This window comes from Glaciimonas sp. PCH181, assembly GCF_003056055.1.
GTDB lineage: Bacteria > Pseudomonadota > Gammaproteobacteria > Burkholderiales > Burkholderiaceae_D > Glaciimonas.
Window position 1 is genome coordinate 462,815 of record NZ_PYFP01000003.1, and the last position, 17,788, is coordinate 480,602.

Annotated in this window: 18 protein-coding genes; 11 read left to right on the forward strand and 7 right to left on the reverse strand. The window is 47.8% G+C overall.

Annotation, left to right across the window (positions count from 1 at the left end; genetic code table 11):
• Window positions 1–146: 146 nt before the first annotated feature.
• Entirely contained in the window at window positions 147–350 is a 204-nt protein-coding gene (locus C7W93_RS22680; protein ID WP_009665919.1) for a cold-shock protein, read from the forward strand.
• A 133-nt stretch (window positions 351–483) separates the two neighbouring features.
• Here C7W93_RS22680 and icd read toward each other — a convergent pair whose 3' ends face one another.
• Window positions 484–1,737, reverse strand: coding sequence for an NADP-dependent isocitrate dehydrogenase (gene icd, locus C7W93_RS22685; RefSeq protein ID WP_108442594.1), 1,254 nt, complete (start codon window positions 1,735–1,737; stop codon window positions 484–486).
• 143 nt (window positions 1,738–1,880) lie between these two features.
• Between icd and C7W93_RS22690 the strand changes: the two genes are divergently transcribed.
• From C7W93_RS22690 to C7W93_RS22700, 3 genes are all read left to right on the forward strand, one after another.
• The gene (locus C7W93_RS22690) at window positions 1,881–2,456 is read left to right on the forward strand and encodes a pseudouridine synthase (protein WP_108442595.1); all 576 of its coding nucleotides are present in this window, start codon (window positions 1,881–1,883) and stop codon (window positions 2,454–2,456) included.
• A gap of 148 nt (window positions 2,457–2,604) precedes the next feature.
• Window positions 2,605–2,847 carry a hypothetical protein gene (locus tag C7W93_RS22695; protein ID WP_370446520.1) on the forward strand — a complete coding sequence of 81 codons (243 nt, stop codon included), beginning with the start codon at window positions 2,605–2,607 and terminating at the stop codon, window positions 2,845–2,847.
• 174 nt (window positions 2,848–3,021) lie between these two features.
• Window positions 3,022–3,483, forward strand: coding sequence for a DUF192 domain-containing protein (locus C7W93_RS22700; RefSeq protein ID WP_108442597.1), 462 nt, complete (start codon window positions 3,022–3,024; stop codon window positions 3,481–3,483).
• A gap of 225 nt (window positions 3,484–3,708) precedes the next feature.
• On the opposite strand, the gene rpsT is transcribed toward C7W93_RS22700, so the two are convergent.
• A complete protein-coding gene (gene rpsT, locus C7W93_RS22705) occupies window positions 3,709–3,975 on the reverse strand; it encodes a 30S ribosomal protein S20 (RefSeq protein WP_108442598.1) in 267 nt (88 codons plus the stop codon).
• 298 nt (window positions 3,976–4,273) lie between these two features.
• Here rpsT and murJ point away from each other — a divergent pair, with 298 nt between their 5' ends.
• The gene (gene murJ / locus C7W93_RS22710; protein WP_108442599.1) at window positions 4,274–5,821 is read left to right on the forward strand and encodes a murein biosynthesis integral membrane protein MurJ; all 1,548 of its coding nucleotides are present in this window, start codon (window positions 4,274–4,276) and stop codon (window positions 5,819–5,821) included.
• A 41-nt stretch (window positions 5,822–5,862) separates the two neighbouring features.
• Window positions 5,863–6,711 (forward strand): SirB1 family protein, encoded by an 849-nt coding sequence (locus tag C7W93_RS22715; RefSeq protein WP_108442600.1) that lies wholly within the window; start codon window positions 5,863–5,865, stop codon window positions 6,709–6,711.
• Window positions 6,712–6,776: 65 nt separating this feature from the next.
• On the opposite strand, the gene C7W93_RS22720 is transcribed toward C7W93_RS22715, so the two are convergent.
• Window positions 6,777–8,672, reverse strand: a complete 1,896-nt coding sequence (locus C7W93_RS22720; RefSeq protein WP_108442601.1) for an ATP-binding cassette domain-containing protein — start codon at window positions 8,670–8,672, stop codon at window positions 6,777–6,779.
• A gap of 744 nt (window positions 8,673–9,416) precedes the next feature.
• Between C7W93_RS22720 and C7W93_RS22725 the strand changes: the two genes are divergently transcribed.
• The 5 genes from C7W93_RS22725 to C7W93_RS22745 all read left to right on the forward strand — a co-directional run bounded on the left by C7W93_RS22725 (window position 9,417) and on the right by C7W93_RS22745 (window position 13,567).
• Window positions 9,417–10,097, forward strand: a complete 681-nt coding sequence (locus C7W93_RS22725) for an HAD family hydrolase (RefSeq protein WP_108442602.1) — start codon at window positions 9,417–9,419, stop codon at window positions 10,095–10,097.
• A 264-nt stretch (window positions 10,098–10,361) separates the two neighbouring features.
• Window positions 10,362–10,622, forward strand: a complete 261-nt coding sequence (locus C7W93_RS22730) for a helix-turn-helix domain-containing protein (RefSeq protein WP_108442603.1) — start codon at window positions 10,362–10,364, stop codon at window positions 10,620–10,622.
• Between the two features lie 3 nt (window positions 10,623–10,625).
• Complete coding sequence (locus C7W93_RS22735; RefSeq protein ID WP_108442604.1) at window positions 10,626–11,993, forward strand: type II toxin-antitoxin system HipA family toxin; 1,368 nt, start codon at window positions 10,626–10,628, stop codon at window positions 11,991–11,993.
• Window positions 11,994–12,397: 404 nt separating this feature from the next.
• Entirely contained in the window at window positions 12,398–12,955 is a 558-nt protein-coding gene (locus tag C7W93_RS22740) for a hypothetical protein (RefSeq protein WP_108442605.1), read from the forward strand.
• Complete coding sequence (locus C7W93_RS22745) at window positions 12,956–13,567, forward strand: ImmA/IrrE family metallo-endopeptidase (protein ID WP_108442606.1); 612 nt, start codon at window positions 12,956–12,958, stop codon at window positions 13,565–13,567.
• 121 nt (window positions 13,568–13,688) lie between these two features.
• Here the strand turns inward: C7W93_RS22745 and C7W93_RS22750 are convergent, their stop codons facing one another.
• The 4 genes from C7W93_RS22750 to C7W93_RS22765 form a co-directional block, all read right to left on the reverse strand.
• Window positions 13,689–14,339 (reverse strand): hypothetical protein, encoded by a 651-nt coding sequence (locus C7W93_RS22750; protein ID WP_146177601.1) that lies wholly within the window; start codon window positions 14,337–14,339, stop codon window positions 13,689–13,691.
• A 340-nt stretch (window positions 14,340–14,679) separates the two neighbouring features.
• Complete coding sequence (locus tag C7W93_RS22755; protein WP_108442608.1) at window positions 14,680–14,889, reverse strand: hypothetical protein; 210 nt, start codon at window positions 14,887–14,889, stop codon at window positions 14,680–14,682.
• Window positions 14,882–15,892 (reverse strand): phage portal protein, encoded by a 1,011-nt coding sequence (locus C7W93_RS22760; RefSeq protein ID WP_201747346.1) that lies wholly within the window; start codon window positions 15,890–15,892, stop codon window positions 14,882–14,884. The genes C7W93_RS22755 and C7W93_RS22760 overlap by 8 nt, the downstream gene beginning before the upstream one ends.
• 71 nt (window positions 15,893–15,963) lie before the next feature.
• Window positions 15,964–17,748 carry a terminase ATPase subunit family protein gene (locus tag C7W93_RS22765; RefSeq protein WP_108442610.1) on the reverse strand — a complete coding sequence of 595 codons (1,785 nt, stop codon included), beginning with the start codon at window positions 17,746–17,748 and terminating at the stop codon, window positions 15,964–15,966.
• Between the last annotated feature and the right edge of the window lie 40 nt (window positions 17,749–17,788).

Below are 17,788 nucleotides of genomic sequence, written 5' to 3' on the forward strand. Positions count from 1 at the left end.
TTTTTTTTACGCGAACAATGACATTTATTGATAAGTATGTTTTTCTTGTTAATAGAAGTGAGCAAGTTTTAGAAGAAGCAGCGTTCTGCGAGGTTTCTTGCTTTTACGGCTCGTGTGATTAGTCATTATTTGAAAGACGCTATTTTATGGCAACAGGTACAGTCAAGTGGTTCAACGACTCTAAAGGCTTCGGCTTTATCACTCCAGATGATGGTGGTGAAGATTTGTTCGCACACTTTTCAGCAATCCAAATGAACGGCTTCAAGACCCTTAAAGAAGGTCAAAAAGTACAGTTCGAAGTCACGCAAGGCCCTAAAGGCAAGCAAGCTTCTAACATTCAAGCACCTTAATTCACCCATTAATGCTTGTTTTAAAAAACCCGCTTCGGCGGGTTTTTTTATGGGGCGGAAGAACCAAGACACCCCAAAAGTCAAAAAGCCAGAACAAGGCTCTGGCTTTTTGATCTTCATGTCACTTACTTGGTTACATATTTTCAATCAATACATCGCCGAATCCTGAGCATGAAACTTGTGTCGCTCCCTCCATCAGACGTGCGAAGTCATAAGTAACCTTTTTCGAAGAAATCGATTTTTGCATTGAAGCAATGATCAGATCTGCGGCTTCCAGCCAGCCCATATGACGCAGCATCATTTCAGCCGACAAAATCAACGAGCCTGGATTGACGTAATCTTTACCAGCATATTTAGGCGCAGTGCCATGCGTTGCCTCGAACATGGCAACAGAGTCCGACAAGTTAGCACCTGGCGCAATCCCGATCCCACCAACTTGCGCTGCCAAGGCATCAGAAATGTAATCACCGTTCAAGTTCAGCGTAGCAATCACACTATACTCATTTGGACGGAGCAAAATCTGTTGAAGGAAAGCATCGGCAATCGAATCCTTAACGATGATATCGCGACCAGTCTTAGGATTCTTGAATTTTGCCCACGGACCGCCATCAATCAGCTCAGCACCAAATTCTTTTTGTGCAAGTGCATATGCCCAGTCGCGGAAACCGCCTTCAGTGAACTTCATGATATTGCCCTTGTGAACGATCGTCACAGATGGCTTATCATTATCGATAGCATACTGAATCGCCTTGCGCACCAGGCGTTCTGTACCTTCACGCGAGACGGGCTTAATGCCGATACCTGATGTCTCCGGGAAGCGAATCTTCTTAACGCCCATTTCATTGATCAGGAAATCGATCAGCTTCTTGGCGCCTTCGCTACCTTCTTGCCATTCAATACCAGCGTAAATATCTTCAGAGTTCTCACGGAAAATCACCATGTCGGTTTTTTCCGGCTCACGCACTGGCGACGGTACGCCCTTAAAGTAACGAACCGGGCGCAAGCAAACGTACAGATCAAGTTCCTGACGCAACGCAACGTTAAGCGAACGGATACCGCCGCCAACTGGTGTGGTCAATGGACCTTTGATCGAAACGACATAATCTTTGATCGCTGCCAATGTTTCCGCCGGAAGCCACACGTCAGGACCGTAGACGTTAGTCGACTTCTCTCCAGCATAAACTTCCATCCAACTAATTTTCCGTTTCCCAGCATAAGCTTTGGCAACCGCAGCATCCACCACTTTAATCATGACCGGGCTAATATCGATGCCGGTGCCATCACCTTCGATGTAAGGAATGATCGGGTTATCAGGGACATTGATAGAATAATCAGCGTTAACAGTGATTTTTTTGCCTTCAACAGGCACTTTAATATGTTGGGACATTCAGTATCTCCGGAGATGATGCGAGAAGGCGGGCTTGAAATTTAGCTGTCACATTAAGCCAAGTCTTATATAAGACATAAGACAGCGGTTTCATATTATGCACTAGTATTTTACTAGACGCTATGTTTTTGCGACACTACGGTATGCCCCTAATCCTATTCAATAAACCCTTTCAAGTGATGTGCCAATTCTCCTCGCATCCGCAGCGAGAAACCTTGGCCAATTACTTGACCATTCCCAACATCTATCCGGCTGGAAGGCTCGATGCCGATAGTGAGGGGTTACTATTACTCACCGATGACGGCAAGCTACAACATCGCATCAGTCATCCGGCCTATAAACAACCCAAAACTTACTTAGCCCAAGTTGAAGGCATCCCCGATAAGGAAATGCTGACGCGCCTACGAAATGGCCTCGATTTGGGGGATTTTGTGACGCAACCCTGCGAAGTAAAACAAATTGCTGATCCTGAGTGGCTTTGGCCGCGCAATCCGCCAATACGGGAACGTAGCGATAAACCAACTAGTTGGCTGGCACTCACTATTACAGAAGGAAAAAATAGACAAGTTCGCCGCATGACGGCAGCCGTTGACCTACCAACGTTGCGTCTGGTCCGGGTAGCGATCGGCAAAATTTCTTTAGAAAGTCATCCGCTCTGGCCCGGCGAATTCCGCGAAATCGATCCATCTGAACTGACGCGCCTACAAAAACCTAGTTGAAACGTACTTTCCATAGGGCCTTAGTGATTGCCTGCGGGAAGCACACCCTTACCGTATAAAAGATATATTAATTTTCAAAAAGTCTGTCAACCAGATATCGTGACCACCGTTAATGACAGTGATTCGAATGAATCATCGATGCACTTACATGATTAATAATCAAAAGGATTCTCAAATGTCTAAACTGATCGCTGTTTTAGTAGCTGGCCTGTTCGCAACTTCCGTTTTCGCTGCTGATGCTGCCGCTCCTGCTGCTGCGCCAGCCGCTGATGCTCCTGCTGCTGCCGCTCCTGCTGCTAAAAAAGCAGTAAAGAAACACAAAAAAGTAGCCAAAAAAGCTAAAGCTGCTCCTGCTGAAGCCGCTCCAGCTGCTGATGCTCCTGCTAAGTAATTTAAGCAGCAGTTTCGATAAAAAAGACAGGCATTGCCTGTCTTTTTTATTTATCTGTCCAGTTTTAGACTAATAATTGTCGTTCTGCATCGCAAAAAAGCTTCTCCCTCCCCGCCTCCCATCTTCTGCAAGCCTCTGTATAATCCTGTGAAATATAAAAAGGACTTTTTCAACATGAGTAGATATCGCGCATCTTTTACTGCCATGGCGTTCGCACTATTGAGCAGCACCGTCGGCCTATTCAACAATGCCGTAGCCCAGGAACCGCAACACTTTCCGGTCATTTCCTTAAATGCCGGGATACACCTAATTAAGGCAGAAGTCGCATCGACTGAGGCACAACGCGAACAAGGGTTGATGTTTCGCAAACAAATGGCGACTAATAACGGCATGGTGTTTGTCTTCGACGAACCCGCTGGCGTGTGTATGTGGATGAAAAATACTTTGATACCGCTATCCGTCGCGTTTCTCGACAAGAATGGCGCGATTATCAATATCGAAGAAATGAAAGCTCAGACGCTCGACTCCCATTGTGCTGAAAAAGCGGCGTTCTATGCTTTAGAAATGAATCAAAACTGGTTTAAGCAACGGAACCTCAAACCCGGCACGGTAATAGATGGCCTGCCTCGACAATAGTCGCAGCAAATAACCAGGTGCAGATTGGCTTTCGGACGGAGAACCAAACGCTTACGTTTTGCAGTTAGCAGTCCGAATCATTGCAGTGGCTTGTCGAACTACTACAAATAGCTATACAAAAAAAACAATCAATTTAAAGCAAAAAATCCCTGAATAACCGAAGTTATTCAAGGATTTCTATCTAGCAAACTTAACCTACCAAGCGAACCCGGTACGTTAATTTACTTAAACTGCCAGTGCTTTCAGAGCTGCATTTAAACGGCTCTTATGACGTGCAGCTTTGTTCTTGTGAATGATTTTCTTGTCTGCAATACGGTCGATAGTCGACACAGACTTTTGCAGAACCAATGCTGCAGCAGCTTTATCGCCACCAGCAATTGCTTTACGCGCAGCTTTGATAGCTGTACGCAGAGTCGAACGCTGACTAGAGTTGTGCAGGTTTTGAGCGACTGCTTGACGAGCACGCTTACGTGCTTGTGCGGTATTTGCCATTTATATTTCCTAAATCAAGGTCGGGAATGCTTACGCGGCAAAATAAACCAGACCGCGACGCAGAATTCTGTAAAGCCACGGAGTATAACCAGTTTTTCGTCAATGGGCAAATGTATCTTACCTTTATCGCCATTTTGGCTTTCGCTTACAACACGCAATAGTATATAGACTAATAATTTAACCATCCATATCACCTAGCTCATCACCAGCAGGCTATATATCGCCCCCTACCGCGCCGAAAAGCTTTGCGACAAAGCTGTGAGGCAACAAACAACATCAGCAGCTATAATGCCGCTCCATGAACTTGCATAAAACGCTTGCCACCGTCTCTGGCATGACGATGTTGTCGCGCATAGCGGGATTGATACGCGAAATCTTATTTGCGTCTACTTTTGGTGCTTCAGCCTACACCGACGCCTTCAATATCGCTTTCCGCATTCCTAACTTATTACGTCGCCTGTTTGCAGAAGGCGCTTTCTCCCAGGCTTTCGTGCCTATTCTGGGCGAATACAAAAATAAAAAAGGGCAAGATGCAACCAAACATCTCGTCGATCATGTTGCCACAGTGATGATCTGGGTGATGCTGGTCACCTGCATCATCGGAATTCTTGCATCGCCATTGCTGATTTACTTCATAGCAACAGGGATGAAAAATGATCCGAACGCGTTTAATGCTTCAGTCGTTATGACGCGCATCATGTTCCCCTATATCGGCTTCATGTCATTTGTGGCATTGGCCGGGGGAATCTTAAATACTTGGCATGAATTTAAAATTCCGGCGCTCACATCGGTATTGTTAAACCTCGCATTCATCGTCGCTTCGCTTTTCGTAGCACCGTATATGGACCAACCAATCTATGCGATGGCTTTGGCAGTCTTGGTCGGCGGGATTTTGCAAGTGGCGATTCAAATCCCCGCATTGCGCAAAATCGGGATGATGCCGCGCATTATGTGGAATCCATTTGTCGGCCTACGTGATAGCGGCGTAAGACGCGTACTTAAAAAAATGGGTCCGGCTGTGTTTGCGGTCTCCGCCGCTCAGATCAGCCTGATGGTTAACACAAATATCGCATCACGACTAGAGCACGGCAGCGTCTCATGGCTTTCCTACGGCGATCGCCTGATGGAATTCCCGACTGCCCTGCTAGGCGTTGCGCTCGGCACAATATTGCTACCCAGCCTCTCTAAAGCCAACGCAAACGCGGATCATCGTGAATATTCTTCGTTATTGGATTGGGGCTTGCGCCTTACCTTCTTATTGGCGCTACCTTCCGCCGTTGGGCTTGCCACGCTATCTATCCCCCTGACAGCAACGTTGTTTCATCATGGCAAATTCGATGCCATTTCGGTCTTGATGACTAGCAGAATTTTGATCGCTTACGGTGTTGGTTTGATTGGTTTGATTGTCGTAAAAATTCTGGCCCCGGGCTTTTACGCAAAACAAGACATCAAAACGCCGGTAAAAATTGCTATCGCGGTGTTGATTGTCACGCAGTTGATGAACTCTATTTTTGTTCCCATTTTTGCGGTGGCAGGCTTAGCCCTATCCATCAGTATCGGAGCCTGTATGAACGCTGGCCTGCTACTGTGGAGTCTGTTACGCCGTGGCATTTACAAACCTGAAAAAGGCTGGATCGTCTATTTTATCCGACTGCTTGGTGCGTTATGTCTGATGGCCGCGGTAGCACTATGGAGCTCTGATCACTTTGACTGGATTGGCCATAGCAGCTCTTTAGCGCGAGTTGGCGCGTTGATGGTCATTCTGACGCTCTGCGGCGCCACCTACTTCGGATCGCTGCTTGCAATGGGATTCCGTTTCCGCGACTTCAAACGCATATCCCACTAACTAATACGCCATGTTGCTGATATTTTGGTAGCATGGCTAATATGACGATATCTTCTCTAGACTACTTTACGACCCTTGTACAAGAGGCGAACAATGTGCCGCTGTTTGAAGCGGCGCTTGCCATTGCTCAGGACGCCTATCCTATGCTGGATATGGCTGCACCGCAAATCGCGTTAGATAAATTTGCCAATACCTTAAGGCAACGCATTCATGCCGATGCCTCGTTAATAAAAAAATTGCAGCTTCTGAACCACTTCTTTTTCCAAGAGTTGGGTTTCGCAGGGAATGTGAATAATTATTACGATCCGGACAATAGCTATCTGCATTGCGTCATCACCAAACGCCGCGGAATTCCCATTTCTCTGGCAATGGTGTACATGGAATTAGCGCAACAAATCGGCTTAACTGTGCGCGGCATTTCATTTCCGGGTCATTTCCTGATGAAATTGACGGTACAGTCCGGCGACATCGTCATCGACCCGCTGAACGGGACCAGCCTTTCACACGAAGAATTAGAAGAACGATTGGAGCCCTATTTAAGCGCCTCGTCCCATCAAGGTCATGAGAAGAGAATATCGTTACAGCCCTATTTACAAAATGCCCATCCGCATGAAATTTTGGCACGCATGTTGCGTAATCTAAAAACGATATTCATGCAAGGCCAGCAATGGGAGCGGCTTCTGCTGCTGCAACAACGCTTGCTGATCCTGTTGCCGAATGACGCCGTTGAATTACGTGACCGTGGCATCGCCTATGCGCACTTGGATTGTCCTCAAGCGGCTTTGGAAGATATTGAAAACTATTTGCTACAACGACCTCAGGCAACGGATGCCGATACATTGCGCGAGCAAATAAGTGAATTGAAAAAAGCCTGCAAACGACTAAACTAATACTCGTTGCAGCAAAAAAAGCGGGATGCCTTTGTCAGGCACTCCCGCTTTTTTAACTATTAAATCTAGCCTTTATTACGCGCTTCAATTACTTCCCATTTTTCCAGTGCTTCAAGCAACAAACCGTCTAACTCAGAAAACCGTGCATTCAAGCGTTTGACTTCATCCGGCTTTTTGATATACAGGTCGGCATCAGCCAACTGCGTAGTAATCGCCTTTTGCTCGGACTCCAACTTTGCAATCAGCACTGGCAACTCATCGAGTTCACGCTGCTCTTTATAGCTCAATTTTTTTTGCTTAGGTGCGACTGGCTGTGCCACTTCAGTCTTAGTCTCTGCTTTAACTTTAGCAGCCAATGCCGCAGGACTTGGGCGAACCCGCTCCCAATCGCTATAACCGCCAACGTATTCACGCCACAGTCCATCGCCTTCGGCAGCAATCACTTGCGTCACCACATTGTCGAGGAAGGTTCGGTCATGACTGACTAGAAACACTGTGCCTTTATAGTCCTCAAGCAACTCTTCCAGCAATTCCAGCGTATCGATATCCAGATCGTTGGTCGGCTCATCCAGCACAAGTACATTCGCTGGCTTGGCAAAAAGGCGCGCTAACAGCAAGCGATTACGCTCACCACCTGACAACGATTTGACCGGTGAACGCGCGCGTTCCGGCGCAAATAAAAAGTCATTCAGATAGGTCATCACGTGTTTGCGCTGACCATTGATCTCCACCCAATCGCTACCAGGCGCAATGGTGTCCGCCAAACTGGCGTTGTCATCCAACTGCGCGCGCATTTGATCGAAATAAGCGACTTGCAATTTCGTCCCTTGCTTGACCGTCCCACCATCCGGCTGATCCTCACCCAAAATGAGTTTCAACAATGTTGTCTTACCCGCGCCGTTATGCCCGATCAAACCAACCTTATCGCCACGCAAAATCGTCGCAGTGAAATCTCGCACAATGACTTTTTCGCCAAAAGCTCTGCCGACGTTTGTCAACTCGGCAACGATCTTGCCTGATCGCTCGCCCGCCGACACATCCAGTTTGACCTGTCCCTGCTGGTCACGACGCGCATTACGATCCAAACGCAACGCCTCCAGACGCCGCACACGGCCTTCATCACGCGTACGACGTGCTTGCACACCTTTACGAATCCAGATTTCTTCTTGCGCCAGAAATTTATCAAACTTAGCGTTTTCAACTTCTTCAATTTCCAGTTGTTCAGCCTTACGTACTTGATAAGCAGTGAAATTACCGGGAAAAGACAAAATACGGCCACGATCAAGCTCTACGATGCGGGTTGCCACGTTATCCAGGAAACTACGATCATGGGTAATGAACAAGACGCTGCCTTTGTAATCGCGCAGCAAACCCTCAAGCCACATGATCGAACTAAAGTCCAGATGGTTGGTTGGCTCATCCAGCAGCAAGACATCGGGTGCGCTGACAAGTGCACATGCCAACGCGACGCGTTTTTGCATCCCGCCCGACAGCGTTCCCATCAGCGAATCTTTATTCAGGCTCAACCGGTCTAGCGTAGTCTCAACCTTATTCGTCAGACTCCAGGCATCGGCAGCATCGAGCTTGCTCTGAATCACATGCATGCGTTCCATGATGGCTTCGTCATCATCGCCACCAAACTGACCGGTTAAAGCGTCATATTCATTTAAAAGAGCCTGCATTTCTCCCATACCGGAAGCCACGGCATCAAACACCGACATTTCGGGCGCAAAATGCGGCTCCTGATCAACATAAGCGATTTTAATGCCTTGCTGCATCACCATCAGCCCGTCATCCAGCTTAGAAACGCCAGCGATAGTCTTCAGCAACGAGGATTTACCGGTCCCATTTCGGCCAATCAGCCCGACCCGCTCCCCTGTATCCAGAGAAAATTCAGCGCGATCCAATAACGCAACGTGACCGAACGCAAGCTGCGCATTGGTGATAGAAATGACTGCCATAGTAGAAAACCAGAAAAAGAAAGTCTGCGGAAATCCCCACGCAGCCAATTAAATGAATGAAGTGCGCATTGTACCGATAGCTGATGCCATCCCGCTACAAGATGTGTATTTTAAGGGACTGGTTGTTGCATATTGCAAGGGCGTTGGGGTATGTGTTGTATTTTTAGAATGACTTATAGGCAATAGAAAAGTTGCTCATTAGGTCCAATAAAGAAGTTTCGAAGCAAATTTCCTCTACCGAGGGGTACTGCTGAATTAAGTGTTGTGGACCCCTTGCCGCCCTGTCCTCTATGTTATGCAATGCAATCTTCCAAAGCGCCTCAGAAAGGTAAACTTGCATAGTTCACGGTGCGGAATTATGCAACTGTCCCGCACCAGCCTTACCTCAAGCGAATTGCTATAGTAAATTTGTAGCACTTACTTTCTAGGAAAGTTAATAACAAGATCGCCAATTTGCATTTGATACCTGCTCACACAAGCCCAGAATCAGACACGCCCTTCCCTAGTTCATCTGCCCCTCTGCAAGCCTCCAAAAAATCGGCATTACAGCGCAATCAACCAAGAAACACTACTCTTCCGGCCAAAATAGCTTGTAAAAACAAGATGCAAAAAAATCTGTCAAGATATTGGCCCGAAGCGATATCTTACGGCTACCGCATGGGCGGAGCTTTAAATCCAAGCAAAGATTAAGCAGCGGTACTCAACTCGGCACCAAGGCCATCTAAAAAACGAAGGAAACCAAAATTGTCAGCGAATAATTCATCGGTAATCTTAGGTCGATACAGTGCACTCCTTTTCGATATGGACGGCACTATTATTAACTCTATCGCTGCCGCAGAACGTGTCTGGAGTGCATGGGCAACGCGTCATGGCCTGGATGTCGCAACCTTTCTGCCCACCATTCACGGTGCACGTGCCATCGATACTATCGCGAAGTTAGCCCTTCCCGGTGTTGATGCGGAAATGGAAGCTGCCGGGATTACTAAAGCGGAAACCGCTGACGTAGAGGGGATCATCGAAATATCTGGAGCGAAAAGTTTTTTACGATCACTGCCATCGGACAAATGGGCAATCGTGACTTCGGCGCCAAAAGCGTTGGCAATTGAGCGCTTGAAAGCGGCAGGCATTCCCCTCCCCGACAATATAGTGACCGCTGACGATGTCGCGGCAGGCAAGCCGCACCCTGATTGCTACTTACTTGCAGCTAGTAAGCTGGGCGTGGATGTGACCGCCTGTCTTATATTCGAAGATGCCCATGTCGGCATTCTTGCTGGCGAAGCAGCCGGGGCAAAACTGATGGTCGTGACCACAACACATCTTCACTCAATGCCTACTCCTCATCCTACGATCAATAGCTATGAAACCATACTGGCCACAGTTGGCGAAGACGGCTTGATTCACCTTGAAGAGCGGCAGGCTGTGTAATATCAGAAGTCTAAGTATAAAACTTGATCGGCGCGGCAACAAAAAGCCAGCCCCTGAAAGTTAACCCCAGCGCGGCGGCGCATAAATCAGCATGAATCTGTTTTAAGTCCAGTGCTGCTTTCGAGATTTTTTCTTTAATTTACGCAATATCCTTTGTAAAATTGGAATACAAATCATATTGCGTAAAAGTATTTTACGTAACATGTTGCGTTAAAATAATTTACGTAACATTATGCGTATAATCTTCATTAATGAAAGAATTGTATGAGCGACTTCCCTATCCATACTGCTGAGCAATTAATCCCTTTATTTTCTGCCTTTCGAAAAAAACGACAGTTGTCTCAAGCAGCCCTGGCTCACCGGGTTGGGGTTGGACAGCAGACAATTTCGCAATTGGAACGCCATCCGAACAAAGCTACAGTTGAAAGGCTATTGCGCGCACTGGCTGTACTTGACGTGGAACTGGTGCTTAGAGAAAAACAATCAACAATTGCCAACGTGCAAGCTAACCAAGAAGTGTGGTGACCAATGGGGCGCCGCTCTCATACCCGTCAGCTTGAGTTGTACATGAATGGTGAACTTGTCGGACATTGGAGAATTACACCGCATGGTGAAGAACTCCAATACACCAATTCCTGGCTTGAATCTCCCTTGCGCCGCCCCATTTCGCTGAGATTTCCTCTGACGCCGGATGCGAGGCCATATTCCGGCGCAGAGGTTCACGATTACTTCGAAAACCTATTGCCCGATACCAAAGCCATTCGAGAACGGTTAGCGCAACGTTTCAAAATTGGTTCAATCAGTGCATTTCCTTTACTTGCCGAACTCGGACGTGATTGTGTAGGCGCATTACAAATCGTCCCCGAAAATACAGAACCTCCAACTGTGAAGGAAATTTCAGCTGCCACTTTGTCCGAGGCAGATGTGGCCAAAATTCTTCGTGAAACGGTAACCAGCGATAGTGGACATTTCGGAAGCGATTATCAAGACGATGACTTTCGCATCTCAATTGCCGGTGCGCAGGAAAAGACGGCATTGCTGTGGCATGAAAACAGGTGGTGCCGTCCTCTTGGCGCTACTCCCACCACACACATCCTAAAGCTTCCGCTAGGCCTTGTCGGCAATATGCAGGCAGACATGAGGGGTTCTGTCGAGAACGAATGGCTTTGTTCTAGAATTCTTACTGCCTATGGGCTGCCGACAGCGCAATGTGAAATTCACCAATTTGAAGACCAAAAGGTGCTTGTTGTGGAACGGTTTGACCGCCGCCATGCGCAACATGGTGAGTGGCTGCTGCGTTTGCCTCAAGAGGATATGTGCCAAGCAACCGGGACCTCATATCTCAGAAAATACCAGAAAGATGGCGGGCCCGGCATGGACCGCATTATGGATTTACTGCGTACTTCTGAGAACGCATTCGAGGACAGACGTAAATTTTTTGCATGTCAAATTGTTTTCTGGCTGCTTGCAGCCACAGATGGTCATGCAAAAAATTTTAGCATTCATCTAAAGCAAGGTGGTGCTTATACACTGACACCTTTCTATGACATTTTGTCTGCATATCCTGTAATAGGTTCAGGCAAAAATCTTGTTTCTCCCCGTAAAGCAAAACTGGCTATGGGCGTAAAAGGGAAAAATATGCATAGTCATATTAACGAAATCCAGCTACGGCATTGGAATGTCACTGCGACCAGAAACGGACTAGCATACGGTGGAGAAGATATCATCAGCGATTTGATTGCGCGTACACCGGATGTCATCGCCAAAGTACGTATACAGCTTCCCGCCGATTTCCCTGAAATTATTGCCAGCTCGGTGTTTTCCGGAATGCAAGAAGCTGCAAACAAGCTAAGAAACAGTCCCGCCTATTTGCGCATTCCTCTGACGCCTCCATAAACAATCGCCAGCAGAATTCGATACGTTTTTGCCGATTTGGAAGGAAGGCAGAAAATGCCAGAAAGCCTGTAAATACGTGGTTTGTGGCGATTTTGGGGATGCTTGAAAAAGCTGGATGGTCCACCGCCAACAGGTATTTTTATATCAAAAAAATCAAATGCTTATTGATGGTTTTCGTAAGATTTTAGTAATCAGATAAGAGTTTTGAAAAGCTACTACTCCGGCCACATAGTGGCATCAATGATGTGCTGCCATACCCGAATATAGTATCAGGGTACCGCTGAGGAAATTCAAGCTTAGGCTAATGTCCGGAGATAGCATCTTTTTTGATATTATTCGTTTCGCAACGATAAACTCAAAATACTGGCTAAAAATACAGTAAATGCTAAAATAAAAGGAAATGCATGGGGCAGGAACATTCGAACAACAGCATATTTAAAAGTATTTTGTGTAAGTGGCTTGCTAAAGAAACAAGGGGCTTCCTAGGTGGCCTAGTTGGCGGTTTGATAGGCGGTTTGATTGCATTCGCAGTCGTAAACCATTTTGGAAAAAGTGCCGGCACCATCAGTGGAAGTGATGCAGTATCTATTGCAAACACGTATATTGTGTATACGACTTTTGTCATTGCAGCCGTCGCTATGCTTTTGACGGTCGCTGGACTTATTTTCACGCAACATTTTACTGTTGAAAAAGAAGCTCATATTGCTCATGCATTTTCATGCTTACTAGACATCGTCCGAACGGATGACGAGAAAGCTATCATGCTGATTGGCAAAGCTATGGAAAATCCTAACGTAGTCCAATTTGTGAGCGATTCGCTACAAGTTAAAATTCTTGAAGAGATTCAGGCGAGAAAGGCTAACGCTGACGCCCGCGCTGCTGACGCTATGAATGAGGCTGGAGCAGCAGAATCGTTAAGTTTTAATTTGTTGGCCAGTACACCCGCCAAGAACGGAGCCTAGATGAAACAAATTCTGAAAATTCCTCAGCTCTTGAATTTATCGGCCCTCAACGATTTTCTTAAAGAAAAACGAGACTATGATCTTTTTGAAAATGCACCCCCGATTGCTATTGACACTGTTGCTGAACTTTTGGGAATAGAGGTTAATGACACTCCAAGCTTTGATTTGGAAGACCTCTATACCGTCGGAAAAATAACCCTTGCGATAGATCAGCCGGCAAAAATATGGATCAATCCGATGGAGAATTCTTATACCCCTCGGCGGAGATTTACGCTTGCTCATGAAATCGGACATTTTTGCATGCACCGGTCAGACAACCAAATGACCTTTGTTGATACTAAAGCTACGATGAATAGAAGCGAGTCTTTCTGGAATAGGCACGAGTCTGAAGCTAATACTTTTGCTGCTGAGCTATTGATGCCTGCGACATTGATTAGATCAGTGGGTAGGAAGGTTATCGACCTCTATAAAGTGGAACAAAATGTCGAAAAAATGCCTATGGCTAATTTCATAGAACAGATGGCAGTACGATTTAAGGTCTCGAATCCAGCTATGGAATATCGTCTCAAAAATCTAGGCATCAGAGCAGTCAAGACTCCAGCTAACGCATGACAAGTCTGTAAAAATCCCTGACAATAAAAAGCGCTTTATGTTTAAAGCGCTTTTTTTACACTTCGACTGAACTGAACTGCATAGCAGGCATCCGTCAATTCAAACAAAGACAGCTTATTTGCTACAAATTTTTAGCATATACGAACGTCCTATCCATTTTATCTACAGCTTCTCGCTGAGGTATTACCATCTCCACGTGCTTGAGTCTTTCTGGACATCGCCTAAAAAACCATTTATCAAGCTTGTCGAACGCCTCATGATATTTTAAAGGGCCATCAATTTGCTTTTTGCCAATCAATATTTCAATATCCGTTGCATCTTTCGGGAGAGCCCTTTTTTCCCAAAAAATAGAAGTGAAAAATTCGACCTCTTCAGCTTCTTCTTTCGATTTAGCATGTGCCAAAATATTACGGACGCTAATTAAAGATACTAGCTGTCTATATACCCAATGTTCCGTGTTTATTCTGAATTTATCCCCACTTAGAAGTGGCACGATCACATTCAATTTTCCCCGAAAACTCATCGATTGATACGCTTCAATGAGTAAAGTCGACGCCCCTTCCCAACGTTCATTTAAGTGTAGTAGTAGTTTATCGTTGAGTTTGGCCTCCAAAGCCATTGCACAGCACAATATGTAGGGAACAATTAAATCTTCTGGCTCCCCTTCAGCAATATAGCGCACTCTCATTTTGTCTAGTGCGCGAATTAAAGGCGCACTTTTCATGCGCAATACACTGAACAAATTTTTGTCATTTTTGCGATTTTTTGCCATTCCCTCGCTCTCCTTCGAAATGTGGTTCGGATCTAAGCATGCGTCAAAATACCGCGTCGCGTGTACCTCCATGTGCATCATTTTGCGTCATTTTTTTGAGACGTGTTGTTGCCCTTCGACGTTAGGTCTTCTCCTATGTGCATCAATTTCAAAAAAGTGAATCAAAACCACCCAATTTAGCGGGCAGGCGTGGCGGGGGGATGACTGCGCGCCAGCGGGGTAAAGCACTATAAATAGTGTCAAAAAGAAACAATTCATCAGACGTTAAAAAGGCCGCTCAAGGCGGCCTGTGTTGACGTAGTACGCTTCATTCGTCTGACCTAAGCCTAAGCAAGCGCAGTTAAGCTCCGGCACGCCGTAGCGCCGCCTGCTGCTTCTCATAGTCATCCCGGCAATCGACATTACAGAACAGCAGACCATCCGAAACCAGTTCGTCACAAAACTGGCAGCGGCCGTCGCTGTGAAGGCGATGCGCACGCCGTGTCTGATCCAGCGCAGACTGTATGACATCAGCAATGCGCAGGTCAGCGCGGTCGGCGTTATCACTCATGGCTTGCCCCTTCGCCGGTCACCAGTACGTACTCTTCAAACCTCACCACCTCCTGCCCCAGCCAGTCATTCAACGCCATAAACTGCGCTTGCAGCGGCACCAGCTCGTTGCGTGCAAATACTCGCGCAGCTGGCTCAACCGCGCCAAAGCCCCCGGCATTGCTGGGCATGATGCCGAGCAGCTGCGGTGGCACGCGATGCGCTGCCAGCACATCGTCCCGTGTCACGCCCTTCACATTGAAGAACTCATCCTTGGCGGCCACGTCGGAGACCGGCAGAATCTGAATCCCGTCCTTCATACCTTTCGGTGAATACACAAACAGATTGCGAAAATTTCCCGGCCCTTTGCTCTCGCGCATAGCCTGTCGCATCGATTCGACATCGCCGTTATTAACGCCAGGATCGGTCAGATAAAAAATGAAGCCAGCGTGCGAGCCGTTTTTGTAATACTTACGGCGGAATAACGTCGCCGCCTCGTTAAGCCACGCCGACTGCAACGCGCTCAGATATTGCGGCACGCCATATACCTCCTGGTTGATATCGGGGTCCATCAAATGAAAGATCGTGCCCTTGTCAAACGTATGCTCCTGCTGCAAACCGTTGATGAAGTAATAAATATCCAGATCGCGCCCGCGCCGCACGTATTTCGCCAGGGCGTGATCCAGTTTCAAGGTCAGTCCGATGCGGCTGCTACGCTTCTCCAGATACGCATTACCAAACGTTAAAAAATCCAGCGCAAAGCGTTTAAAGGTATCCCGTGACAGATATTTATGCGGCACAAAGGTTGAGGTCAGGATGTTGGTTTTGAAGTACAGCGCGCTGCTGTGATGTACGCTGGCATTGAATGATTTGGCCAGTCCAGGGAAACTGACGGGCGGCTCGTACCAGTTGCCGTTGAGCCAGCATTCAAAACTGTCCAGCACCTCGCTATGATCCAGCACCGGCGTCGGATCGCCAAAGGTAAAGGCCTCGATGTTATTACCGCTGCCGTCTGTCGTCGACATGTCCGGTACTACGGACGGAACCGCCGCCGTAAATGTCGCGACTTGATTGCTGGGTTGTTTTCGTTTGCGCATTAAGTGTAAATTTCCATAAAAGAAAGACTGCTTTCGTGTGAGCCTTCGAACGGCTCGTGATCAAGAGCGTGCATGCAAGCCCAGGCCAGATCGGCGTGCCCGGTCTCGTCAGTACGGCCTGCGTCATAGGTAACCTGTCGCCCGCTGGGGGTCAGGACTTTGCGGATGGTCATAAACGATTGGGCGATGTCGGTCCATCCGGCGTCGAATTCCAGCCGCGCTTTATTAATGATGTTTTGTGCCTTCAGCACCATCCGGGTTTTAACTTCCGGCGAATAGTTGATCGCCGTCACCATCGGAAAGAATTGTTTGACCAGCGGGAATACACCGATCCCCATGCCAGTGGTATCGATCCCGATGTATTCCACGTGATAACGCTCCGTCATTTCTTTGATCGCCTTGGCCTGCGCTTCGAAGTCGATCCCGCGCCATTGAAAGCGCTCTAAAATTCGAAACTTGCCACCGGCGACCAGCGGCGGTGCAATCACCACGCAGCCAGCGCTATCCCCGTTCAATGACGGGTCGTAGCCGATCCAGACCCCCCGGTTGCCAAAAGGCCGTGCTGAAAACGGCTTGTAGTCAGCCCAGTTCACCCACGAATCGATCATGCAACGTTGCAATGCCATCAGCGGAAATACCGATTTCGTATCATCGATAAAATTGCACATCAGCAGGTTGTCGAACTGATCCGGGCTGTATTCAAAATTGCGCAACTCTTCAATATCGAACAGATTGCAACCACCCCGCTCGGCATCCAGAATCGTCACGATCTGGCGCCAGATTTTGTCCTCGCCAGTGAACCCAGACGCCAACCGCCGGTGACTGACATCGATCTCGCGCTGGTCCGCTTTGGCGCGGCGCTTGTTGAAAAGCTCACCGGTCCAGAACGCATACGCCTGATGCGTAATCGCCGACGGTGTCGAAAAATACGTCTTGCGCCACTGCTTATGCAACGCCATGCCAGACGCCACCGTGTTCAGCTCGGCAAAGTTATGCGTCCAGAAAAATTCATCAAAATAGAAATTGCCGTGATAGCCCTGCGCGGTGCGGGCATTGGTCCCAAGGAAGTACAAATGCGCACCGTTCGGCAACACTATCGGGTCGCCGCTCAGATCCACACCTGCCGCGTCTTTGGCGAACTGGATGATGTATTGCTTAAACACATGCGCCTGCGATTTTGAGGCCGATAAAAAGATTTGATTGCGCCCAGTCTCAATCGCATCCGCCAGCGCCTCCCGCGCAAAGTACCAGGTCGCCCCGATCTGGCGCGACTTCAAAATCACGCGTGTGCGCTGGTCGCTATTGCGGTGCCATTCTTTCTGATAGTCAAACAAAGAATCCTGAAACGCATCCAGCAATTGCTTTTTTTGTTCGTCGCTAAAATCGTTGCGGCTAGGCTTCTTCTTCGGCCCTGCATTGCGCTTTTCCAGATTCGGATTCAGATCGACTTCGTTACCACCCGGTGCCTCATACCGCCGCACCCGCGCCATGCGCTCCACCTGCCGCCCCAGCAAATCGATCTCTTTAAAATCGCCGCCGGTCTTCGCCTCTTTGTTAATCAGTCGGATCAGGCGCGTCGACAAAGACGACTCCACCCGCGCCATCTCCGGCGCCTTCTCCCATTCGTCGCGCTGCTTCCAGCTTTCAATCGTAGAACGCTTCAGTTGCAAATGATCGGCAATCGACGTCACCCGCCAGCCGCCCCAATACAGATGCTTAGCGATGCGGCGCGGATCGGTTTCCTGTTCGTTAATGCTGGGGATTTTGGTAAGCAATTCAGACATGCCGTCAGCGTAGGCGTCACGCGCGTGTAACGGGGATGCC